The sequence below is a fragment of the Actinocorallia lasiicapitis genome, from assembly GCF_054778695.1.
In genome coordinates, this window is the sequence record NZ_BAAGZI010000062.1 from 1 (window position 1) to 21,734 (window position 21,734).

Annotated in this window: 31 protein-coding genes and 1 pseudogene; 29 read left to right on the top strand and 3 right to left on the bottom strand. The window is 67.3% G+C overall.

Going from position 1 to position 21,734, the window contains the following annotated elements:
- Positions 1–126: 126 nt before the first annotated feature.
- From rplP to ACYVE7_RS10305, 20 genes are all read left to right on the top strand, one after another.
- Positions 127–543, top strand: coding sequence for a 50S ribosomal protein L16 (gene rplP, locus ACYVE7_RS10210; RefSeq protein ID WP_460364358.1), 417 nt, complete (start codon positions 127–129; stop codon positions 541–543).
- Positions 543–770, top strand: a complete 228-nt coding sequence (gene rpmC / locus ACYVE7_RS10215; protein WP_460364359.1) for a 50S ribosomal protein L29 — start codon at positions 543–545, stop codon at positions 768–770. Before rplP ends, rpmC begins: the two co-directional genes overlap by 1 nt.
- A gap of 26 nt (positions 771–796) precedes the next feature.
- Positions 797–1,051 (top strand): 30S ribosomal protein S17, encoded by a 255-nt coding sequence (gene rpsQ / locus ACYVE7_RS10220; protein WP_460364383.1) that lies wholly within the window; start codon positions 797–799, stop codon positions 1,049–1,051.
- 168 nt (positions 1,052–1,219) lie between these two features.
- Positions 1,220–1,588 carry a 50S ribosomal protein L14 gene (rplN, locus tag ACYVE7_RS10225; protein ID WP_344824075.1) on the top strand — a complete coding sequence of 123 codons (369 nt, stop codon included), beginning with the start codon at positions 1,220–1,222 and terminating at the stop codon, positions 1,586–1,588.
- Complete coding sequence (gene rplX, locus ACYVE7_RS10230; RefSeq protein ID WP_460364360.1) at positions 1,589–1,888, top strand: 50S ribosomal protein L24; 300 nt, start codon at positions 1,589–1,591, stop codon at positions 1,886–1,888.
- A gap of 1 nt (position 1,889) precedes the next feature.
- Positions 1,890–2,459, top strand: coding sequence for a 50S ribosomal protein L5 (gene rplE / locus ACYVE7_RS10235; protein WP_460364361.1), 570 nt, complete (start codon positions 1,890–1,892; stop codon positions 2,457–2,459).
- 3 nt (positions 2,460–2,462) lie between these two features.
- Positions 2,463–2,648: a type Z 30S ribosomal protein S14 gene (locus tag ACYVE7_RS10240; protein WP_460364362.1), complete on the top strand. Its 186-nt coding sequence runs from the start codon at positions 2,463–2,465 to the stop codon at positions 2,646–2,648.
- A 252-nt stretch (positions 2,649–2,900) separates the two neighbouring features.
- Positions 2,901–3,299: a 30S ribosomal protein S8 gene (rpsH, locus tag ACYVE7_RS10245; RefSeq protein WP_460364363.1), complete on the top strand. Its 399-nt coding sequence runs from the start codon at positions 2,901–2,903 to the stop codon at positions 3,297–3,299.
- 18 nt (positions 3,300–3,317) lie between these two features.
- On the top strand, positions 3,318–3,854 hold the full coding sequence (gene rplF / locus ACYVE7_RS10250) for a 50S ribosomal protein L6 (RefSeq protein WP_460364364.1): 537 nt from the start codon (positions 3,318–3,320) through the stop codon (positions 3,852–3,854).
- A 2-nt stretch (positions 3,855–3,856) separates the two neighbouring features.
- The gene (gene rplR, locus ACYVE7_RS10255; protein ID WP_460364365.1) at positions 3,857–4,252 is read left to right on the top strand and encodes a 50S ribosomal protein L18; all 396 of its coding nucleotides are present in this window, start codon (positions 3,857–3,859) and stop codon (positions 4,250–4,252) included.
- 34 nt (positions 4,253–4,286) lie between these two features.
- Entirely contained in the window at positions 4,287–4,925 is a 639-nt protein-coding gene (gene rpsE / locus ACYVE7_RS10260) for a 30S ribosomal protein S5 (protein WP_460364366.1), read from the top strand.
- Positions 4,922–5,152, top strand: a complete 231-nt coding sequence (rpmD, locus tag ACYVE7_RS10265) for a 50S ribosomal protein L30 (protein ID WP_460364367.1) — start codon at positions 4,922–4,924, stop codon at positions 5,150–5,152. The genes rpsE and rpmD overlap by 4 nt, the downstream gene beginning before the upstream one ends.
- Positions 5,149–5,595 carry a 50S ribosomal protein L15 gene (gene rplO, locus ACYVE7_RS10270; RefSeq protein WP_460364368.1) on the top strand — a complete coding sequence of 149 codons (447 nt, stop codon included), beginning with the start codon at positions 5,149–5,151 and terminating at the stop codon, positions 5,593–5,595. The genes rpmD and rplO overlap by 4 nt, the downstream gene beginning before the upstream one ends.
- A 307-nt stretch (positions 5,596–5,902) precedes the next feature.
- A complete protein-coding gene (gene secY, locus ACYVE7_RS10275; protein ID WP_460364384.1) occupies positions 5,903–7,213 on the top strand; it encodes a preprotein translocase subunit SecY in 1,311 nt (436 codons plus the stop codon).
- Entirely contained in the window at positions 7,214–7,855 is a 642-nt protein-coding gene (locus tag ACYVE7_RS10280) for an adenylate kinase (RefSeq protein WP_460364369.1), read from the top strand.
- Between the two features lie 24 nt (positions 7,856–7,879).
- On the top strand, positions 7,880–8,695 hold the full coding sequence (map, locus tag ACYVE7_RS10285; RefSeq protein WP_460364385.1) for a type I methionyl aminopeptidase: 816 nt from the start codon (positions 7,880–7,882) through the stop codon (positions 8,693–8,695).
- Between the two features lie 92 nt (positions 8,696–8,787).
- Complete coding sequence (locus tag ACYVE7_RS10290; protein WP_460364370.1) at positions 8,788–9,237, top strand: DUF1707 SHOCT-like domain-containing protein; 450 nt, start codon at positions 8,788–8,790, stop codon at positions 9,235–9,237.
- Between the two features lie 74 nt (positions 9,238–9,311).
- A complete protein-coding gene (locus tag ACYVE7_RS10295; RefSeq protein WP_460364371.1) occupies positions 9,312–9,677 on the top strand; it encodes a type II toxin-antitoxin system RelE/ParE family toxin in 366 nt (121 codons plus the stop codon).
- Positions 9,674–9,991: a helix-turn-helix domain-containing protein gene (locus tag ACYVE7_RS10300; protein ID WP_460364372.1), complete on the top strand. Its 318-nt coding sequence runs from the start codon at positions 9,674–9,676 to the stop codon at positions 9,989–9,991. The genes ACYVE7_RS10295 and ACYVE7_RS10300 overlap by 4 nt, the downstream gene beginning before the upstream one ends.
- A gap of 103 nt (positions 9,992–10,094) precedes the next feature.
- Positions 10,095–11,693 (top strand): hypothetical protein, encoded by a 1,599-nt coding sequence (locus tag ACYVE7_RS10305; protein ID WP_460364373.1) that lies wholly within the window; start codon positions 10,095–10,097, stop codon positions 11,691–11,693.
- 5 nt (positions 11,694–11,698) lie between these two features.
- Here the strand turns inward: ACYVE7_RS10305 and ACYVE7_RS10310 are convergent, their stop codons facing one another.
- Positions 11,699–12,244 (bottom strand): hypothetical protein, encoded by a 546-nt coding sequence (locus tag ACYVE7_RS10310; protein ID WP_460364374.1) that lies wholly within the window; start codon positions 12,242–12,244, stop codon positions 11,699–11,701.
- A gap of 510 nt (positions 12,245–12,754) precedes the next feature.
- On the opposite strand from ACYVE7_RS10310, the gene infA reads away from it, so the two are divergent.
- The 8 genes from infA to ACYVE7_RS10350 all read left to right on the top strand — a co-directional run bounded on the left by infA (position 12,755) and on the right by ACYVE7_RS10350 (position 17,528).
- The gene (infA, locus tag ACYVE7_RS10315) at positions 12,755–12,976 is read left to right on the top strand and encodes a translation initiation factor IF-1 (protein WP_123670005.1); all 222 of its coding nucleotides are present in this window, start codon (positions 12,755–12,757) and stop codon (positions 12,974–12,976) included.
- Between the two features lie 69 nt (positions 12,977–13,045).
- Entirely contained in the window at positions 13,046–13,159 is a 114-nt protein-coding gene (gene rpmJ / locus ACYVE7_RS10320) for a 50S ribosomal protein L36 (RefSeq protein ID WP_106402415.1), read from the top strand.
- Positions 13,160–13,345: 186 nt separating this feature from the next.
- A complete protein-coding gene (rpsM, locus tag ACYVE7_RS10325) occupies positions 13,346–13,726 on the top strand; it encodes a 30S ribosomal protein S13 (protein WP_460364375.1) in 381 nt (126 codons plus the stop codon).
- Between the two features lie 126 nt (positions 13,727–13,852).
- The gene (gene rpsK / locus ACYVE7_RS10330; protein WP_460364376.1) at positions 13,853–14,257 is read left to right on the top strand and encodes a 30S ribosomal protein S11; all 405 of its coding nucleotides are present in this window, start codon (positions 13,853–13,855) and stop codon (positions 14,255–14,257) included.
- 17 nt (positions 14,258–14,274) lie between these two features.
- Positions 14,275–14,901, top strand: coding sequence for a 30S ribosomal protein S4 (gene rpsD, locus ACYVE7_RS10335; RefSeq protein ID WP_460364377.1), 627 nt, complete (start codon positions 14,275–14,277; stop codon positions 14,899–14,901).
- A 118-nt stretch (positions 14,902–15,019) separates the two neighbouring features.
- Positions 15,020–16,036 (top strand): DNA-directed RNA polymerase subunit alpha, encoded by a 1,017-nt coding sequence (locus ACYVE7_RS10340; RefSeq protein ID WP_344823967.1) that lies wholly within the window; start codon positions 15,020–15,022, stop codon positions 16,034–16,036.
- A gap of 138 nt (positions 16,037–16,174) precedes the next feature.
- Entirely contained in the window at positions 16,175–16,660 is a 486-nt protein-coding gene (gene rplQ / locus ACYVE7_RS10345) for a 50S ribosomal protein L17 (RefSeq protein ID WP_460364378.1), read from the top strand.
- Between the two features lie 139 nt (positions 16,661–16,799).
- On the top strand, positions 16,800–17,528 hold the full coding sequence (locus ACYVE7_RS10350) for a hypothetical protein (RefSeq protein ID WP_460364379.1): 729 nt from the start codon (positions 16,800–16,802) through the stop codon (positions 17,526–17,528).
- On the opposite strand, the gene ACYVE7_RS10355 is transcribed toward ACYVE7_RS10350, so the two are convergent.
- A complete protein-coding gene (locus ACYVE7_RS10355; protein ID WP_460364381.1) occupies positions 17,525–19,822 on the bottom strand; it encodes a protein kinase domain-containing protein in 2,298 nt (765 codons plus the stop codon). The two genes, ACYVE7_RS10350 and ACYVE7_RS10355, sit on opposite strands and share 4 nt — an antisense overlap.
- A gap of 212 nt (positions 19,823–20,034) precedes the next feature.
- Between ACYVE7_RS10355 and truA the strand changes: the two genes are divergently transcribed.
- Positions 20,035–20,901 carry a tRNA pseudouridine(38-40) synthase TruA gene (truA, locus tag ACYVE7_RS10360; RefSeq protein WP_460364382.1) on the top strand — a complete coding sequence of 289 codons (867 nt, stop codon included), beginning with the start codon at positions 20,035–20,037 and terminating at the stop codon, positions 20,899–20,901.
- A 10-nt stretch (positions 20,902–20,911) separates the two neighbouring features.
- Here truA and ACYVE7_RS10365 read toward each other — a convergent pair.
- Positions 20,912–21,734 (bottom strand): annotated as a pseudogene (locus tag ACYVE7_RS10365) (hypothetical protein); the annotation flags it as partial.

Sequence of the window (21,734 nt, forward strand, 5' to 3'; positions counted from 1 at the left end):
CGAGCGTCCGGCTCGCGGTGGCGCCCGTGGCGGCGCGCGCGGCGAGCGCGCTCCGCGTCAGAACGAGAATGCTGCGCCTGCTGCTGCCCCCGAGGCTGCTCCGGCGCCTGAGGGGAGCTGAATTCCATGCTGATCCCTCGCAGGGTTAAGCACCGTAAGCAGCACCACCCGCGCCGTCGTGGAATGGCCAAGGGTGGCACGAAGGTTACCTTTGGTGAGTACGGCATTCAGGCTGTCGAAGGTCACTACGTGACCAACCGGCAGATCGAGTCCGCTCGTATCGCCATGACCCGCCACATCAAGCGTGGCGGCAAGGTCTGGATCAACATCTTCCCGGACCGTCCGCTGACGAAGAAGCCGGCCGAGACCCGCATGGGTTCCGGTAAGGGTTCTCCGGAGTGGTGGATCGCGAACGTGAAGCCGGGCCGGGTCATGTTCGAGCTGTCTTACCCGAACGAAGAGGTCGCTCGTGAGGCGCTCACCCGCGCCATCCACAAGCTGCCGATGAAGTGCAAGATCGTGAAGAGGGAGGTGGGCGAGTGATGGCCAGCATTGCTGACGACCTGCGCACCCAGCCCGAAGACGAACTGGTCACGAAGCTGAAGGAATACAAGGAGGAGCTTTTCAACCTCCGTTTCCAGGCCGCGACCGGCCAGCTGGAGAACCACGGGCGGCTGCGCACGGTCAAGCGTGAGATCGCGCGCATCTACACCGTGATGCGGGAGCGCGAGCTCGGCATCGTCACCGTTGCCGAGGAGGGCGAGAAGTGAGCACGGAAGTTTCGACCGAGGGCGAGCTGGACCGCGGGAACCGCAAGGTTCGCGAAGGTCTGGTCGTCAGCGACAAGATGGACAAGACCGTCGTCGTCGCCGTCGAGGACCGCGTGAAGCACCGTCTGTACGGCAAGATCATCCGCCGTACGACCAAGTACAAGGCTCACGACGAGAACAACAGCGCCGGGATCGGCGACCGGGTGCGTCTCATGGAGACCCGCCCGCTGTCGGCCACCAAGCGCTGGCGCGTCGTCGAGATCCTCGAGAAGGCCAAGTAAATTATCTGGACCTGCGGGTTGGCCGGGCGATCCGGTGCGGGAAGGGGTTCGCGCCCCTTCCCGGGATCGCCTCCCCGCACTCCCTTCCCTGGGTGAATCCCGGGGGAGATCATCCGCCAGGCTCCGTCCTAGGGGCGGAGAACCGGTGAGAACAAACAGGAGTTAGAAGTGATCCAGCAGGAGTCGCGACTGAAGGTCGCCGACAACACTGGTGCGAAGGAAATCCTTTGCATCCGTGTTCTCGGTGGCTCTGGTCGGCGCTATGCGGGCATCGGCGACATCATCGTCGCCACGGTGAAGGACGCCCTTCCCGCGGCCGGCGTGAAGAAGGGTGACGTCGTCAAGGCGGTCGTCGTCCGCACGCGTAAGGAAGTCCGTCGTGCCGACGGTTCCTACATTCGTTTCGACGAGAACGCGGCCGTGCTCATCAAGGACGGCGGGGACCCGCGCGGAACCCGTATCTTCGGCCCGGTCGGCCGCGAGCTGCGCGAGAAGAAGTTCATGCGCATCGTCTCGCTTGCGCCGGAGGTGCTGTAAATGAAGATCCGTAAGGGCGACGAGGTCGTCATCATCGCCGGTAAGTCCAAGGGCGCCACCGGCAAGGTCATCGCCGTCGACCTGAAGCGCGAGCGCGTCACGGTCGAGGGTGCGAACCTCATCAAGAAGAACACCAAGGTCGACGCTCAGGGCAAGGGCGGTGGCGTGATCACCGTCGAGGCCCCGCTGCACGTCAGCAACGTGTCGCTGCTCGAGGACGGCAAGCCGACCCGCGTCGGGTTCTCGCTCGTCGACGGCAAGAAGGTCCGGATCTCGCGTCGTACCGGCAAGGAGATCTGAAATGACCGAAACCGTTACTGAGATCCCGCAGCCGCGTCTCAAGCTGAAGTACCGCGAGGAGCTGAAGGCTCAGCTCCAGGAGCAGCTCGGCATCGACAACGTCATGAACATCCCCGGTCTGACCAAGATCGTGGTGAACATGGGCGTGGGCGAGGCCGCTCGCGACGCGAAGCTGATCGAGGGCGCTGTCAAGGACCTGACCGCGATCACCGGCCAGAAGCCGGCCGTCGCGCGGGCCAAGAAGTCCATCGCGCAGTTCAAGCTGCGTGAGGGCATGCCGATCGGCGCGCACGTCACGCTGCGCGGCGACCGCATGTGGGAGTTCCTGGACCGGCTGCTGTCCCTGGCTCTGCCGCGTATCCGCGACTTCCGGGGCCTGTCCCCGAAGCAGTTCGACGGCCGCGGCAACTACACCTTCGGTCTGACCGAGCAGGTCATGTTCCACGAAGTGGACGTCGACAAGGTCGACCGCCAGCGTGGTATGGACATCACGATCGTGACGACCGCCACGAATGACGAAGAGGGCCGGGCGCTGCTGAAGCTCCTCGGCTTCCCGTTCAAGGAGGCCTAGGAAATGGCGAAGAAGTCCCTCATCGCTAAGGCTGCTCGCAAGCCGAAGTTCGCCGTGCGCGCCTACACCCGCTGCTCCCGCTGCGGCCGGCCGCACTCGGTCTACCGGAAGTTCGGCCTGTGCCGTATCTGCTTCCGGGAGATGGCGCACCGCGGCGAGCTGCCCGGTATCGCCAAGTCCTCTTGGTAGCACCGAGCTAGCCCGCTTCAAGCTAGCCCGCTTTTCGAGCTAGTCAGCATTGAACGCAGGTCATTCCCGCGGCCGCCGATTCGGCGGTCGCGGGGGTGGTCGCGTACTGTACGTACAACAAACCGGGCACCCGCAATCTAGAGGTGCCCATGACCACGCTGTAGGTCCGTAGGGTCCCGAGAACCCCGCCCGTCACAGGGCCGGGTGCGTAGGGGCAGCTGGAAACCGCGGCGAGGGAGGGCCAAGCAGGCCATGACGATGACCGACCCGATCGCAGACATGCTCACGCGTCTGCGTAACGCGAACTCGGCATACCACGACACCGTGTCGATGCCGTACTCGAAGATCAAGGCACACATCTCCGAGATCCTCCAGCAGGAGGGTTACATCGTGGGATGGCACGTGGAGGATGCCGAAGTCGGCAAGAAGCTCACCATCGACCTGAAGTTCGGGCCGACCCGTGAGCGCTCCATCGCCGGCATCAAGCGCGTGTCGAAGCCCGGTCTCCGGGTTTACGCGAAGAAGGACAACCTGCCCAAGGTCCTCGGTGGCCTTGGCGTCGCGATCATCTCGACGTCCTCCGGTCTCATGACCGACAAGCAGGCCGGCAAGCGTGGCGTGGGCGGCGAAGTCCTCGCCTACGTCTGGTAACGGAAGGAGAAACAGACAATGTCACGCATTGGACGTCTGCCGATCTCCGTTCCCAGCGGAGTCGAGGTAAAGATCGATGGCCAGAAGGTCTCGGTCAAGGGCCCGAAGGGCTCGCTGGAGCACACCGTCGTCGAGCCGATCAAGGCCGAGCTGAACGACGGCGTCATCACGGTGACCCGCCCCAACGACATCAACACGGTTCGCGGCCTGCACGGCCTGAGCCGCACCCTGATCTTCAACATGATCGAGGGTGTCACCAAGGGTTACGTCAAGACCCTCGAGATCCAGGGCGTCGGGTACCGCGTCGTGGCCAAGGGCAAGGACCTCGAGTTCTCCCTCGGCTACAGCCACTCGATCCTGGTCAAGGCCCCCGAGGGCATCACCTTCACGGTGGAGAAGCCGACCCTGTTCAAGGTCGAGGGCATCGACAAGCAGCTGGTCGGCGAGATCTCTGCCAACATCCGCAAGCTGCGCAAGCCCGACCCTTACAAGGGCAAGGGTGTGCGGTACCAGGGTGAGCAGATCCGCCGCAAGGTCGGAAAGGCTGGTAAGTAGTCATGGCCGGTACCAAGGACCTGTTCCGCAAGGGCACGAGCAAGCGCGCCACGTCGCGCAAGCGCCGCCACCTGCGGGTCCGCAAGAAGGTCGTGGGCACCGCTGTCCGTCCGCGCCTGGTCGTGACTCGCTCCACCCGCCACGTTTTCGTGCAGGTCGTCGACGACTCGATCCTCGGCGGCGGCAAGACCCTCGCGTCCGCGTCCACCATGGAAGAGAGCCTGCGGGCCCTCGACGGTGACAAGACCGCGAAGTCGAAGGAAGTCGGCAAGCTTGTCGCCGAGCGCGCCAAGGCTGCCGGTGTTGAGGCCGTGGTCTTCGACCGCGCCGGCAACAAGTACCACGGCCGTATCGCCGCTGTCGCGGACGGTGCGCGCGAGGGGGGTCTCGCACTGTGACCCCGTCTTTCGAGTCTGAGAAGAGGAACCACTAATGGCAGCTGCTCCCAGTCGCGGAGGCGGCCAGGGCGGCGAGCGTCGTTCCGGTGGCCGTGACGGACGCCGTGATGACCGCCGCGGTGGCGCCGACAAGGGCCAGTCGTACATCGAGCGCGTCGTCGCGATCAACCGTGTCGCCAAGGTCGTGAAGGGTGGTCGTCGCTTCAGCTTCACCGCCCTCGTGATCGTCGGTGACGGCAACGGCACCGTCGGCGTCGGCTACGGCAAGGCCAAGGAAGTTCCGGCCGCGATCGCCAAGGGCGTCGAAGAGGCCAAGAAGAACTTCTTCAAGGTCCCCCGTATCCAGGGCACCATCCCGCACCTCTCCCAGGGTGAGGCTGCCGCGGGTGTCGTCCTGCTGAAGCCGGCCAGCCCCGGTACCGGTGTCATCGCCGGTGGCCCGGTGCGCGCCGTCCTGGAGTGCGCTGGCGTGCACGACGTCCTGTCCAAGTCGCTCGGCTCCTCGAACGCCATCAACATCGTCCACGCGACGGTGGCGGCGCTCAAGCAGCTGAAGCGTCCGGAGGAGATCGCGGCCAAGCGCGGCCTGCCGATCGAGGACGTCGCTCCCGCCGCCATGCTGCGGGCGCGTGCCGCGGGTATCGAGGCCGCGAAGGTCGAGGTGTCGCAGTGAGCGTGAAGTCGCAGGCGGACATCCTTCGGGGTGCCTCCGCTGAGAAAGAACTGAAGATCACGCAGATCAAGTCCGTGATCTCCGAGAAGCAGAACCAGCGGGACTCGCTGCGGACCCTGGGCCTCAAGCGCATCGGTGACTCCACCGTCCGCGCCGGCAAGCCCGAGGTCGTCGGCCTGATCCGCACCGTTGCTCACTTGGTGAGCGTTGAGGAGGTGGACGCATGAGCGACGCTCTGAAGATCCACGACCTCAAGCCGGCTCCGGGTGCCCACAAGAAGAAGGTCCGCAAGGGCCGCGGTGAGGCGTCCAAGGGTAAGACCTCTGGTCGCGGTACGAAGGGCACCAAGGCCCGGAACACCGTGCGCGTCGGCTTCGAGGGCGGCCAGATTCCGCTGATCCGCCGGGTGCCGAAGCTCAAGGGCTTCAAGAACCCGAACCGGGTCGAGTTCCAGGTCGTGAACCTGGACAAGCTGGCTGAGCTGTTCCCGCAGGGCGGCGAGGTCACCGTCGAGGGTCTGGTCGAGAAGGGCGCCGTGCGCGCCAACCGGCCGGTCAAGATCCTCGGCACGGGCGAGATCTCCGTCGCGGTGCAGGTGAAGGTGAACGCCTTCTCCGGCTCCGCCAAGGAGAAGATCGCCGCTGCCGGTGGCAGCGCCGAGCAGGTCTGAGCAAGTCTCTGAGGTCTAGGGCGGGTTCCCGTTGGGAGCCCGCCCTAGTCCGTTCCGCGGCGGTACGGACGGGTTCTGTGTCCGTTGCGGGTAGTGTGACGGGGCGCGGACACCGGACGCTGTTCCAGAAGTCCGGGAAAACGGGAACCGGCCTCCACCGTCCGTCGTTGGAGGGTCAGCCCTGCTTCCGTCTGCTGTTAGCATTCGACGGGGCGTGCTCTGTGAGGCACGCCATCCAGTTATTGAACTTTTCGGCTGACTGGCTTCGACCAGCGCCGTCTGACCAGGTAATCGCGCAGGAGGAATGGTGCTCACCGCTGTCGCAAGGGTGTTCAAAACGCCCGACCTGCGTAAGAAGATACTCTTCACGCTGCTGATCATCGCGGTGTTCCGTCTGGGTTCGCAGCTTCCTGCGCCTGGCGTCAACGTCGGTGCCGTCAAGGACGCGCTGGACAGCGCGACCTCGGGCAGCAACAAGGACATCTACTCGCTCGTCAACCTGTTCAGCGGTGGCGCGCTGCTCAAGCTGTCGGTCTTCGCGCTGGGCATCATGCCCTACATCACCGCGAGCATCATCCTGCAGCTGTTGACCGTCGTGATCCCGCGGCTGGAGGCCCTCAAGAAAGAGGGCCAGGCCGGTACCGCGAAGATCACGCAGTACACCCGCTACCTGACCATCGGTCTGGCGATCCTGCAGTCGACGGGCATCGTGGCCATGGCCGCCACCGGCAACCTGTTCCAGGGCGCCGAAGGTGCGGACAACCTGCTCTACCCCGATTCGCAGGGCGTGTTCGGCATCGTGACGATCGTCATCACGATGACGGCGGGCACCGCTGTGATCATGTGGCTGGGCGAGCTGATCACCGACCGGGGCATCGGCAACGGTATGTCGATCCTCATCTTCACCACGGTCGTCTCGACGTTCCCGTCGCAGTTCCTGCAGATCTTCAAGGACAAGGGCGGCTTCGTCTTCTCGATCATCATCCTGGTGGGCCTGTGCATCGTGGCCTCGGTGGTGTTCGTGGAGCAGGCGCAGCGGCGGATCCCCGTCCAGTACGCCAAGCGCATGGTCGGACGCCGCATGTACGGCGGTACCTCCACCTACATCCCGCTGAAGGTCAACCAGGCCGGCATCATCCCGGTGATCTTCGCGTCGTCGCTGCTGTACCTCCCGCAGCTCGCCGGGCAGCTCTGGCCCAACAACGAGTTCCTCCAGAAGAACATCCTGCCGTACCTGCGCCAGGACAACTGGGTGAACATGTTGATCACGTTCTCGCTGATCATCTTCTTCACGTACTTCTATGTGGCCATCACGTTCAACCCCACTGAAGTCGCCGACAACATGAAGAAGTACGGTGGGTTCATCCCCGGTATCCGTCCGGGGCGGCCGACCGCTGAGTACCTCGACTACGTCCTCACGCGGATCACCGCTCCCGGTGCGCTCTACCTGGGTCTGGTCGCCCTGATCCCCATGATCGCGTTTGCGGTGCTCAAGACCGCTAACGAGTTCCCCTTCGGTGGCACCAGCATCCTGATCATCATCGGCGTTGGGTTGGACACCGTGAAGCAGATCGAATCGCAGCTCCAGCAGCGCAGCTACGAGGGGTTCCTCCGGTAGATGCGCATCGTTCTCGTCGGGCCCCCCGGAGCGGGTAAGGGGACTCAGGCCCAGTTCATCGCCAGTCATCTGTCGATCCCGAAGATTTCGACAGGTGACATCTTCCGCGCCAATGTGAGCGGCGGAACCGAGCTCGGCGTTCTCGCCAAGCAGTACATGGACAAGGGTGACCTCGTCCCGGACGAGGTCACCGTGGCCATGGTCCGGGACAGGATCCACCAGGAGGACGCCCTCGGCGGCTTCCTGCTGGACGGCTTCCCCCGCAACGTCCCCCAGGCAGAGACCCTCGGAAAGATGCTGGCCGAAGACGGCCTGCACCTGGACAAGGTCCTCCAGCTCCGTGTCGACAACGAGGAAGTGATCCGGCGGCTCTCGGGCCGTCGCACCTGCTCGACGTGCGAACGGATCTGGCACGTCGAGTTCGACGAGGGCCAGGACGACGTCTGCGACGACTGCGGCGGCCGGCTCTTCCAGCGGGACGACGACAAGGAAGACGTCGTCCGGCACCGCCTCGACGTCTACGAGGAACAGACCGCGCCGATCGTGTCGTTCTACGACAAGGAAGGGCTGCTCGTCGGGATCGACGCCACCGGATCGGTGGAAGAGGTCACCGAGCGCGCCCTGGCCGCTCTGCGTTCCTAGTTCAGAAAGAGAAGTTCGTCAGTGGTGTTCAGAAGGAAGTCGCGCATCCAGGTCAAGTCGCCTGAGCAGATCGAGCTCATGCGGGTCGCGGGCCGTCTCGTCGGTGAGACCCTCGCGCTGGTCGCCCAGGCCGTCAAGCCCGGGGTCTCGACCAAGGACCTGGACCGCCTCGCCGAGGAGAACATCCGGAGCAACGGCGGCACGCCCTCCTTCATCGGCGTACCCGGGCCGATCACCGCTTTCCCCGCGACCCTGTGCACTTCGGTGAACGAGGAGATCGTGCACTGCATCCCGCGGGACGACAAGATCCTGCGGGACGGAGACATCGTCTCCATCGACTGCGGTGCGATCGTCGACGGATGGCACGGCGACGCCGCCGTGACCGTCCCGGTCGGCGAGGTGCCCGCGAACGTCCAGAAGCTTCTGGACGTCACGGAGGAATCCCTGTGGCGCGGCCTGGCGGCTTGCCAGGCCGGGGGTTTTCTCAACGACATCGGCCATGCCATCGAGTCCTACGTTCGCTCTCAGGGCCGCTACGGCATCGTCGAGGGCTACGGCGGGCACGGCATCGGCACCGAGATGCACATGGACCCGTTCATCCCGAACATCGGCCGGCGCGGCACCGGGATGAAACTCGGCCCCGGCATGGTCTTCGCGATCGAACCGATGGTGAACCTCGGCAAGCCCGGGACCGACGAGCTCGAGGACGGCTGGACCGTCGTCACCGAGGACGGAAAGTACTCCGCCCACTTCGAGCACACCGTCGCGATCACCGATGCGGGGCCGCAGGTGCTCACCGCGCTCGACGGCGGCACCGCCCGCCTCGCCGCGCTGTCCTGACCGTCCCGAACTGCCGCGTCCTTCGCTGGTGGGGTTTCCCCGACGATCACTAGACTGGGCGTTGAGATCGGTTTTCGACGAAGGAGTCCGGGATGTCGCAGAACCCCGACATGCGAGCGTCCGACACGGACCGTGATCGCTACGCCGAGGTCCTCCGCGAGAACTACGCGGTCGGCCGGCTCACCCAGGACGAACTGAACGAGCGGCTCGAAGCGGTCTACGCCGCCCGCACCCTCGGCGGCCTCCAGCAGCTCACCTCCGACCTGCCCGAACATGACGCCTACGACCTCCCGGTCCCCGCGTCGTCGGCGAGCTCGAAGCCGGTGAAGAGGACCAACGCCAAGGGCGTCCAGGTCTACCGCACGGGCCTGCGCGCCTCCTGGACCGGCTGGGCCTCGGTCAACCTCGTCACCTTCACCATCTGGCTGATCACCAGCATCGGCACCGCCTCCCTCATCTACCCCTGGTTCCTCTGGGTCGCAGGCCCCTGGGGCGCCGTCCTCCTCGCCGCCACCATCTTCGGCCCCGACAAAGACTCCTGACCCGCCCCTTCCCGCAGGATTCCTCTCTACCGTTTTCACCATCAGCCCGGTTTACCGATCGCTAAACTTTGGGCATGATGGAGGGCGAGTGGGACGTCTATGTCGTCGACGAGGTGCGTGCCTGGATTGATGGGCTCGATGACGGTGCTCATCGAAGGGTGGTGCAGGCGATCGACGCGCTCGCCGAGGGAGGGCCGGGCCTGGGCCGGCCGTTGGTCGATACCGTCGAGGCTTCGGCGATCAAGAACCTCAAGGAGCTGCGTGCCGGGACCGTGCGCATCCTGTTCGTTTTCGATCCATGGCGATCTAGCATCCTGCTGGTCGCGGGTGACAAGGCCGGGCGATGGAATGCCTGGTACGACGAGGCGATTCCCATCGCTGAGCAGCGTTACGGCGCCTACCTGAGGGCGCGTGCGGAAGAGGAAGGCGGGGCTCTATGAGTGGGTACACCCGGTGGAGCGATATCCGTGCCGAGCAGGTCGAACGGGCCGGCGGTGAGGCGGCCGTCGAGGCGGGAAAACTCGAACTGCTCGCGGAGGTACTGGGACACAGGCTCGGTGAGATCCGTAGGTCGCGCGGGCTGACCCAGGAGCAGGTCGCTGAGCGCATGGGCGTCAGCAAAGGGCGGATCTCGCAGATCGAGCAGGGAAAGATCTCCGGGCAGGAGATTCTGATCCGCTACGCAGGTGCCCTCGGTGGGCGGCTACATCAAGAAATTCACTTCGAGGACGGCGATGTATCCGCGATCGCCTGACGCGTTCCCGGGCTGACTGCCGGGAGCTTCGCGGCGTGTTCTGGGGGGTGGTCAACCCTGGGAATGCGGGGCGGGCGGGGGTGGGGGTCAGTAGTTTGGTGGGATGCGGATGTGGCTTGAGGTGGCGGAGAAGGACGAGTTCGCCGAGGTCGCGGGGCTGCTGGAGCGGGGGTGCGCGCGGTGGGCGCAGGAGCGCGGGGAGCCGGTGGCGCGGGAGTTCGTGCGGCGGGCGCTGGAGTTCCGGCATCTCAGCACCGACGGGCGGCTCGGGTGGTGGACGCCTGAGGAGGTGCGGCGGCTGCTCGTCGAGTGGTTTCCGTCGAATGTCGCCTCGGCGGCGTTCGACGGGGGGAAGATTCTTGGGGCGGTGCGGGGGCTGATCGGGTTTCTCGGGGACGGTGGGCTGCTCGATCCGCGGGGGGCGACGGCGGGGGAGTCCCTGGCCGAGATCGCGGTGATCGGGGCGCGGTACACGGAACTGATCAACGCGCCTCGGGAGCCGGGGCCCGCGGAGATCGTGATGACGGCGGCGTTCGAGCGGGGGATCGACCCGGCCGACCACCGGGCCGTGGCACGGCTGCTCAAGGAGATCAGGGACGGGCGGACCGAGATCGACCCGAGCGTCCTGACCAGGGGAATGAGCGAGCGGCGGTACGGGCCGCAGGTGCGCAAGGCGCCGCAGCTGCCCGTGCACGTCCCGGACGACGACGAGCAGCGGGCCGCCGCGGCCGGCGCCCTGACGCGGTGGCGCCGCGAAGGGCCCGGGCTGGCCTACCACCGGGAGTGGGCGGCGGCCGTCGACGAGCTGCCGGGGGAGGACCCGGTCGAGGTCTGGCGGCGGGTGTTCGGAGCGTTCCTGGTGACGAACGGGGTGTTCCCCGGCGAAGGGGAGCTCCGGGAGCTGTACCGGTGGGCGGTGACCGAGCTGCTGCACACCCTGTACGGGCAGGGGTTCCTGGCGGAGGGCCGGGTGGCGGAGGCGATCTGGCACGCGTGCGTCCGGAACGAGCTGCCCGGGGTGCCGGCGAGGGCGTCCGAACGGGATCTGGTCCATGCCGGGGTGCTGAACGGCCTCGAAGGGATCATCGCGGCGCTGACACTGTTCGGGGCCGTCACCGCCGAAGGGGACAAGATCTGCCTGTCCGGCCTCGGGACCGCGGTGATGCGGGACCACTACCTGGCCGAAGGGCGGGAGGCCGGCCGCGTCGGGGAGCTGGCCGAGGTGCCGGCGGCCGCGCTGCTGGGCGTCCTCGCCGACCACTACCCGCCCGACACGGCCCGCGCCGAACTGTCCGGCTGGCTCGCCGTGAACGGCGGCGACGTGGCTCCGCTGCTGGACGCCGTCCGGGCGTGCCCGTTCCACGGACGCGCCGCGCTGCTCCTCGACACCCTCGGCGCCGACCTCACCGACGGGTCCCGCCTGTTCTTCACCCTGCGGGACGACCCCCGGCTGGCGCCGTACGCGCTGGTCCGGCTCGCCGACTCAGGGGCCGTCACCCCCGAGGAGCTGACCGAGGCCGAAGCGGCGCTGATCCTGGCCGAGAACCTGCTGTCGCTGCTGGAACGTCAGGGCCCGGCGGCCCTGGCCCTCCAGTTCGCGCAGCTCCCGCCGGAGACCCAGGCCAGCCTGATCACGACCGTCGTTTCCTCAGGCCACCCCGACGCCACGGGTCTCGCCGACTTCCGCGCCGCCGTCGCCTGACCGGTTCAGGCGGTGGCGCGGGTCGCGTTGGTGAGGGCGGACAGCAGATGACGCGGATCAGGAGCCACCTCGGGGACCACCTCGCGCAGGGCCAGCCAGCCGTTGATGGCCCGGGTGGTGGAGCCGGACTCCTCGAAGACGGGGTCGGTGATGCCGTACCAGGCGGCCACCTGGGACCAGCGCCAGAGGCGGTGGGTCTCCGGGGCGGGGAAGCCGCCGGGGCCGCGCTGCCCCGTCACCGCCAGCCGGACGGACTCGACGGTGCGGCCGACACGGTCGGCGATCTCGCGCATGGCGAGGAGAGGGTCGGCCTCGGCGCGGCGGACCGTCAGGTCGGTGGTGGCCGACTCGGTGATCAGGATGACTTCGATCATGGCCTTGGCCAGGGTCTTCGCCTCCCAGGAGCAGCGGGCATGGCCGGGTCCGGTCACTTCCGCGGGGCCCCTGACGCACGCTACGGTGACGTAGCCCTGGGTGCGTTCGAACAACTGGTCGAGCTCATGCTCGAAGACTGGTCTGCTCAAGACCAGTTCGAACTCATAAGCCGCCATGTTGGAAACGTACAACGCCGGACGGCACCGGGAAAGCCGTAATGCCCTAGCGCGCCCGCTCGCTTCCCTGCTCCGCGACGCGATCGGGCGCTTTCGCGGACGGTCATGACCTGAAACTTCCGAATGATCTGGTCGATTCCGGCCAGGCTGGTTCCCGCGAAGCCTCGGGGGCGCGGGACGGTCCGGTCGCCGGAGACGGCGGGACGGAATTTCGCGCTGCCGGGGGCGGGTAGCCTCGGGGCGAGTGGTGGCGGGGCCCGGAGCGGTTGCGAGGGTTGATTTCGTAATTGGCGGGGTGTCGCGTAGACTCATCATTCGGTCCAGTGTCAGACCTGCTATGCCCTGAGTATTCGAACGATGTTTCGAACTTGGTGGCAGGGTTTCACGGTGTCTCGCCGAGACGCAACTGGACGTCCCTGGGGGATTCGAGTTCACCCTTCCTTTGCAGGTGGGCGGACGCGTGTCCTTCCGGGGAGGACAGACGTAACCGAGCAGCGAAGCGCGGAGGCCATGGCCAAGAAGGAAGGCGCCATCGAGATCGAGGGCGTTGTCGTCGAGTCTCTCCCGAACGCGATGTTCCGGGTGGAACTGGACAACGGGCACAAGGTCCTCGCGCACATCAGCGGCAAGATGCGGATGCACTACATCCGGATCCTGCCTGATGACCGTGTCGTCGTGGAGCTGTCGCCCTACGACCTCACTCGCGGTCGCATCGTCTACCGCTACAAGTAAACCGATTGGGGTTGCCTTCTCCGCCCTGGCTGGGCGGGGATGACCCTGAGCAACTGATCAGGAGACCCAATGAAGGTCAAGCCGAGCGTCAAGAAGATCTGCTCGAAGTGCCGCGTCATCCGCCGGCACGGCCGCGTCATGGTGATCTGCCAGGACCCGCGCCACAAGCAGCGTCAGGGCTAGGCAGCTTCGAGGGCGAAAGTCCTCGGGCACGTCTGAAGACGACAACAAAACAACAGGCCGCAGTCGACCAGGTCCCGGAAGGGAAACCGGTCGATGACCCCCAGTCGGAGGCTGGGGCCCGCCCTGGGCAGGGACGGGGACGCGGTCGGTAGGACCTCCGCCAAGTAAGAAGGGACACTGCCCGATATGGCACGTATCGCCGGTGTCGACCTCCCCCGCGAAAAGCGGCTCGAGGTTGCGCTGACCTACATTTTCGGCATCGGACGCACCCGTGCGCTCGAGACCCTCGCCGCCACCGGAGTCTCCGGTGACCTGCGGGTGCACCAGCTCACCGATGACGAGCTGATCCCGCTGCGCGAGTACATCGACGCCAACTTCAAGATCGAGGGTGACCTGCGCCGCGAGGTGCAGGCCGACATCCGCCGCAAGATCGAGATCGGCTGCTACCAGGGCATCCGCCACCGTCGCGGGCTCCCCGTGCACGGTCAGCGTACGCAGACCAACGCACGTACCCGCAAGGGCAAGAAGAAGACCGTGGCCGGCAAGAAGAAGGCCGGTAAGAAGTAACCCCGTAGAGGGGAGCGGTCCTTCTACGGGACCAGCGGAGACCTTCTCTCAGGACTCCGTTCGGTGGTTGAGGGACTCCGACAGCAGTTCCCTCATCAGTGATGACCTCTGGAGAAAACAAAAGCAATGCCTCCTAAGAGCCGCCAGGGCGCACCTAAGAAGCTGCGCCGCAAGGAAAAGAAGAACGTCGCTCACGGGCACGCCCACATCAAGAGCACGTTCAACAACACGATCGTCTCCATCACGGACCCCAACGGGAATGTGATCTCCTGGGCCTCCTCCGGCCACGTGGGTTTCAAGGGCTCCCGTAAGTCCACCCCGTTCGCCGCTCAGCAGGCCGCTGAGAACGCTGCCCGCCGCGCCATGGAGCACGGTATGCGCAAGGTCGACGTCTTCGTGAAGGGTCCCGGCTCCGGCCGCGAGACCGCGATCCGCTCCCTCCAGGCCACGGGCCTCGAGGTCGGTTCGATCCAGGACGTCACCCCCGTGCCGCACAACGGCTGCCGTCCGCCGAAGCGCCGCCGGGTCTGAGTAGGAGATAGAGAGATATGGCTCGTTACACCGGCGCCGACTGCAAACTCTGCCGTCGCGAGAAGACCAAGCTGTTCCTCAAGGGCAGCAAGTGCGAGGGCCCGAAGTGCCCGATCGAGATCCGTCCTTACCCCCCGGGTGAGCACGGCCGCGGTCGGCCGAAGGAGTCCGAGTACAACACCCAGCTGCGCGAGAAGCAGAAGGCCCGTCGTATCTACGGCGTGCTGGAGAAGCAGTTCCGCAACTACTACGAAGAGGCGAACCGCAAGAGCGGCAAGACGGGTGAGAACCTGCTGACCCTGCTCGAGCGCCGTCTCGACAACGTCGTCTTCCGGGCCGGCTTCGCGAAGTCCCGCGACGCCGCGCGTCAGGCGATCCGCCACGGCCACATCGTGGTCAACGGCAGGAAGCTCGACATCCCGTCGGCTCTCGTGTCCGAGAAGGACATCATCGAGATCCGCACCAAGTCCCTCGAGATGACCCCGTTCGCGGTGGCCAAGGCCGAGGCCGGTCAGCGGACCGTCCCGGGCTGGCTCGAGGTCGTCCCCGAGCAGATGCGCATCCTGGTGCACTCGCTGCCGGTTCGCCAGCAGATCGACACCCAGGTGCAGGAGCAGCTGATCGTCGAGCTCTACTCCAAGTAACCCTTTACCGGGTTCTGGACAGAGCCACCGCCCCCCGAAGACATAGAAATATGACTTCGGGGGGTAACCCCTTTGAAGGCCGTCAAATAGCGGGCGGCCCGACAGAAAGCAGAAACGCATGCTGATCGCACAGCGTCCGTCGCTTGCCGAAGAGCAGGTGGACGAGTACCGCAGCCGGTTCGTCATCGAGCCGCTGGAGCCGGGTTTCGGCTACACCATCGGCAACTCGCTCCGCCGCACCCTCCTTTCCTCGATCCCCGGCGCCGCTGTCACCAGCATCCGGGTCGAGGGCGTTCTGCACGAGTTCTCGACCGTGCCGGGCGTCAAGGAAGACCTCACCGACATCATCCTGAACCTCAAGCAGCTCGTGGTCTCCTCGGAGCACGACGAGCCGGTGGTCATGTACCTGCGCAAGCAGGGCCCGGGTGACGTCACCGCCGCGGACATCGCGCCGCCGGCGGGCGTCGAGGTGCACAACCCCGACCTGAAGATCGCCACGCTGAACAGCAAGGCGAAGCTGGAGATGGAGCTGACCGTCGAGCGCGGTCGCGGCTACGTCTCCGCCACCCAGAACAAGCAGCCGGGCCAGGAGATCGGTCGTATCCCGATCGACTCCATCTACAGCCCGGTCCTCAAGGTCACCTACAAGGTCGAGGCGACCCGAGTCGAGCAGCGCACCGACTTCGACCGTCTGATCCTGGACGTCGAGACCAAGCACTGCATGCTGCCGCGTGACGCCGTCGCGTCCGCCGGTAAGACCCTGGTCGAGCTGTTCGGCCTGGCGCGTGAGCTGAACGTCGAGGCCGAGGGCATCGACATGGGCCCGTCCCCGACGGACGCCGCGCTCGCCGCCGACCTCGCGCTGCCGATCGAGGAGCTGAACCTGACGGTTCGTTCCTACAACTGCCTCAAGCGCGAGGGCATCCACTCGGTGGGCGAGCTGGTGGCCCGTTCCGAGCAGGACCTCCTCGATATAAGGAATTTCGGCGCCAAGAGCATCGAAGAGGTCAAGCAGAAGCTGCACGACATGGGCCTGTCCCTCAAGGACTCGCCTCCCGGCTTCGACCCGACCGCCGCCGCCGACGCCTACGGCGACGGTGACGACGAGTCGTACGCGGAGACCGAGCAGTACTAGCGCCCGCTTGGGGAGCGAAGCTCCTCGGGCGTGACGGCGGGGACCGACCGGTCCCCGCCTCACCGCTCCCGGTTCCTCATACGGCCGGGACGACTGACTCCGGTACCTCATCCGGCCGGAGCGGAAAAGGACAGAGAAATGCCTCAGCCCACCAAGGGTGCCCGTCTCGGCGGGTCCGCCGCGCACCAGAAGCTGATCCTGGCGAACCTCGCCACGTCGCTTTTCGAGCACGGCCGCATCACCACCACGGAAGCGAAGGCCCGCCGGCTCCGTCCGCTGGCCGAGAAGCTGATCACCAAGGCCAAGAAGGGCGACATCCACAACCGTCGTCTGGTGGTCAAGACCATCCGTGACAAGGGTGTCGTGCACAAGCTGTTCACCGAGATCGGCCCGCACTTCGCGGAGCGTCCCGGTGGCTACACCCGGATCACCAAGATCGGCCCCCGTAAGGGTGACAACGCGCCGATGGCCGTGATCGAGCTCGTCGCCGAGCAGGTCTCCGGCGTGACCGTCCGCAAGGCCACCGAGGCGCCGGCTCCGGCCGCCGCCGAGGTCGTCGAGGACGCCGCTGAGACCACCGAGGCTCCGGCCGAGGAGAAGACTGAGGAGAAGGCCGCCGAGTAAGGCGTTCCGCTCCGCGAGCCCGCCGTCCCCTTTCCGGGGCGGCGGGCTCGTCCTTTTCCGGCCAGAGCGCCCCGCGCCAAGATCCCCTAGCTCTAGCCTGGTCCTTTCCGATCTCCCGGAAGTCCCCCGGAAGGGCCCGATGCGTCCCCTCGTCCAGCTCGCTCTCGGCCTGTCCGTCGGCACGGCCGTGCCGCTCGCCGTCGTCGGCGTCCTGCTGCTGACCCGTGAAGCCGAGGTGGACACGTTCGACGTCACCCCGGCGAGCGTCCCCGAGCAGCGCACCGGCGGGCTCAGAGCGGACCAGGGCTCCGATCTGCTGCCCTATCTGATCGCGGCGAAGGATCTGCCGAAGCCGTGGAAGCCGCAGCCGCAGCCGGCCGGCGTGAAGCCCGGCAACGGCACCATGAAGAACGCGCCCTACGGGATCCCGGACACGAGGCCGACCTGCGCGCGGGAGTCGCTCGCGCTGGAGGCCTTCTTCGCGAGCGGCCCGTACGCCTACGCGAACTTCACCGACGGGAAGGCGCGCTCCGTGGGCGAGCGGGTCCTGCTGTTCCGGCCGGGCGTGGGCGAGGAGGCCATGGTCTATCTGAAGGGCTTCCACAAGCGCTGCCCGAAGGTGACGGGGGTGTGGTCGGGCGCCACGGGCAACGGTTCGTACACCTACCGCTACTCCACCCGGAACGTGCCGGGGCTCGGTGACGGCGCCGTCCAGGTCAGATCGACCTACACCTCCGGCCCCTTCAGCTTCCGCCAGGCACGGCTCTACATCCGGTTCGGGGACACCTTCCTCCTGCTCTACAGCGGGAACTCCGGTGCGATCCCGCGCGTGATCGTCGACCGCGCCGTCGCGAAACTGGGGCTCTAGGAGCCTGGGGTCAGGGTGGCGGAGGCCGTGGGGGTTCCCGAGGGGGTGAGGGTCGGGACGGGCTTGGCGGGCGGGGCGTGGACGGCGTGGATGCCGTCGAGGTCGGCCCAGGCGAAGATGTCGCCGATCTGCTCGCCGGCGAACGACGGGGTGGTCACGGGGACGTCGAGCCGGAGGCCGGCCGTGTTGCACGGATGGTTGTGCGAGTAGGTGTAGCCGAAGTCGCCGGTCGGTGAGCCCTGTGCCGTGTGCAGCCGGCCCTGCGTCCAGCACCAGCCGATCTGCGCGCCGGTCGCCGGGGCCGCGCCCGCCTTGGTCGCGTCGAAGCGGAACACGCCTTGCGAGGTGCGGACCAGGTAGATGTTCTCGTCTACGGCGAGGACGGTGGCGTCGGATTCGACCAGGCCGGTGACGGGGCCGGGATTCCAGGTCCAGGTCGTCTTGCCGGTCCTGTGGTCGAAGCCCTCGACGACCACGGACTTGATCTCCATCCGTTCGTTGGCGCCGTAGAACTTGCGGCCCACGACCCGGCAGCGGACGGGATGCGTGACGTCGCCGCCCAGGGTGCCGCAGTGCCGGCTGCCCTTGTCCCGCCAGAGCAGCTTGCCGGTCTTGTGGTCGATGCTGAGGGTGAAGCCCTTGGCGTAGTCGTAGGAGCCGTCCTTCAGATACATGTCAGGACCGCCGATCCGCAGGTAGAACGACTCGCCGTCGTAGCTCCCCACGGACCAGCCCGCGTCGATGCTGAGCGTCCGGCCGATCAGTTCCTTGGTGGGGCGCTTCCAGTACAGCGTGCCGTCGGTGTCGATGCGCATGATGGAGTCGAGCGCGGGGGACGCGAACAGGCCCATGCCCAGCGCGTGCCCGTCGACGGCCTGGGAGACCGCGACCTCCTTGCCGGTGCGCGGGTCGAGGGCACGGGAGTTCTCCACACCGGACTCCAGGTCGCGGCGGGTGAGGCAGATCTTCTCCTTCGCGCACCAGAAGGGCTCGGTGATGATCCGGATGCCGCCCTTGCCGTAGACCCACTGCTCCTTGCCGGTCCTGGCGTCCACGCTGACGATCTCGACGAGCCGGTTGGCTGGTCCGGGCAGGCGGCGCTGGAAGACGATCGTGTCGTCGTTGTCAGCGTCCTTGAAGTTGTAGAGGGGGGCGAAGCCGCTGGCGTCGCGGGTGTAGGAGGCGTTGACGGGCGCCCGCCAGCGGATCTTGCCGGATCGCGCGTCCACGGTGATCAGTTCGAAGGCTCCGCCCTCTCTGGCTCCGTAGAACGCGAAGACGTCGCCGATCGCGACCAGATCGCTGGTCGGGACGATCCCCGACAGCCGCCACGCGGGGCGGATCTGCTTCTTCTCCGGCCAGGTGAGCAGGGAGGTGATGATGACCGCGGTCGTGGCGACGGCGGCGGCGCCCAGGGCGAACTTTCCGGCGGCCAGCTTCGCGAGGACGCCCTTGGCGGCGAGGGCGGCCGCGGGGAACGCGACCGAGAGGGTGGCGGCGGACGCGGCGAGCAGTTCGGTGCCGCGGGACTGCCAGTCCTCGCCGTAGGTTTCCCGCGCCAGGAGTTCCAGCTCGTCGGCGAACTCGGCGGCGCCCGGCGGACGGGACTCGGGCGCCTTGGCCAGCCCGGCCTCGACCAGCGGGCGGAGCGGTTCGGGCACCAGATCGACCGGCGGCGGCGACGCGAGATGGGCGGCGCGGAGCTGGACGACCGTGTCGGACTTGAACGGGACGCGGCCCGTCACGCACTCGAAGAAGACACAGGTCGCGCTGTAGACGTCGGTGGCGGGGGAGGCGGCGTCGCCCGCCCACTGCTCGGGGGCCATGTAGGCGGGGGTGCCCGAACGGTCGCCCTCGCCCGCCAGCAGGGCGATGCCGAAGTCGATGAGGCGGCTCTCGCCGTCCGGCTGGACGATGATGTTGGCAGGCTTGAAGTCCCGGTGGACGATCTTGAGGTCGTGGGCGGCGGCCAGGCCCAGCAGGGAGCCCTTGAGGATCGTCAGGGCGGCTTCGGGCGGCAGGGGCTCGTCGCGTTCGGTCAGGAGCCTGCGGAGCGCGACCCCCTCGACGGCCTCCATGACGATCGCCGAGCCGTCCTCGTCCTCGACATACTCCAGCAGCCGCGCGACGTGCGGGTTCGCGACGTGCGCCAGGATCTCGGCCTCGCGCCGGAACTCGGCACGGCCCGCGGCGCCCGGGTTGAGGTACTTGACGGCGACGCGGGTCCCGTCCGGGCGGCGGCCGAGCACCACCCGTCCTTGAGCGCCGGCGCCGAGCTCCGAAAGCTCGGTCACACCGGGTACGCGCCAATCCACCACAGACCCCCAGGAATAGATCAGGGGAAAGCCTGTCGATCTTCGTTGCTCCGTGGGAAGTCACCGACCGCTACCGGCCAGCGGGTAAAGGGCCTTCCTGGAATGGCGGGCAGGGGCTTCCGGCGTCCGCAGGGCCTGATTCCTTTGACAGAATGGCCGCGGACACCATGGGGGCACGGGAAAGCAGGGTCATGACGGCGTTGGTGAAGCTCCGGCTCGACATCACCTATGACGGGACGGATTTCGCGGGCTGGGCACGTCAGCCCGCGCAGCGCACCGTGCAGGGCACCATCGAGGACGCCCTGGCGAAGATCATGAGACTGGATCCGCCGCCGATGCTCACCGTCGCCGGACGGACCGACGCCGGAGTCCACGCCACCGGCCAGGTCGCGCACGTCGTGCTGCCCTACCCGGCCTACCAGCAGGTCAACGGGGCGATCACCCGGCGGCTGTCGGCGGTGCTGCCGCCGGACGTCAGGGTGACGGCCGTGCGCGTCGCGCCCGAAGGGTTCGACGCCCGGTTCTCCGCGCTCCAGCGCCGCTACTCCTACCGCGTCTGCGACGACCCGACCGGGGTGCCACCGCTGGACCGCCACGACACCGTCGGGCATCCGCGCCCCCTCGACCTCGACCGGATGAACGCCGCCGCCGCCCTGCTCGTCGGCGAACACGACTTCGCCGCCTACTGCAAGAAGCGCGAGGGCGCGACGACCATCCGGCGGCTGCTGCGCTACGACTGGGAACGCCAGGGCGAACGGCTGGCCGTCGCGACCGTCGAGGCGGACGCGTTCTGCCACTCCATGGTCCGTGCGCTGGTCGGCGCGATCCTGTCGGTCGGCGACGGCCGGAAGCCGATCGAGTGGCCCGCCGAGGTGCTGCTGGCGGGCGTCCGGGACTCCGCGGTGAAGGTGGCGCCCGCCCACGGGCTGGCCCTCGTCGAGATCGCCTACCCCGCCGACGACGCGCTGGCCGCGCGGGCGCTGGAGACCCGCAGGGTCCGCACGCTGCCGCCCAAGACCGAACCGGAGCCCGCCGAAACCCTGGGCAGCCCGGCCTGACCTGAGCGCGTCAGGAGGCCAGGGGCTGGTTCAGGTAGATCAGGAAGCCCTCGGCGACCTTGGTGAGCTCCTTGTAGCTGGCCTTGGTGGGGCCGGGACCGTTGATGTAGCGGACGTAGGCGTACAGGACGTAGCGGCCGGCTGAGCCGGTCGCCGCGTAGCCGCCGGCGTCCATGACGTTCTTGGTGTGCTTGCCGGGCAGGCCCAGGAACCAGTCGCGCTTGGTCGGGTTGGCCAGCGCCCTGGTCTGCTCGGCGATCGTCTTGGTGGGCATCGCGACGACGCCGACCGTGACGCCGATCCGCTTGTCCTTGGTGAGGTAGGTGGCGCGGGCCACGCCCTCGCACTTGCCGTCCTTCAGAGCCTTGATCATCTTGCCCTGGGCGGTGTAGTCGCAGCGGTTGTTGAGGGAGCGGGCGTCCTGGACGAAGGCGCGGGCGCTCACCCGGATCCGCTTGCCGCCGAAGAACCGGGACAGCGACAGCTTCTGGTCCGTCTTGATGTTGTCGGCGGACTGGGCCGTCGACGCCTTGGACGGCTCGGGGGACGGGGTCTGCGACGGGGCCGGCGGTTCGGGGGACGCCGCGGTCGGCTCCGCGGAGGGGACGGTGCTGACGGCCGGCTGGGCGGCCGTCATCGGCTCCTTCTCCGCGCCCGAACTCTTCAGGAACGCGAACCCGGCCGCGCCGATGACCAGGGCGGGCACCAGGGCGAGCAGCGTGTACTTGACCGCGTTGCCCGACCGTCCCTGGCCGCCCTGGGCGGGCGGCGGGTAGAGCGGCGCGACGGGCGGAGGCGGCTCGTGGCTCGGCGGCAGCATCGCGGGCTGCGCG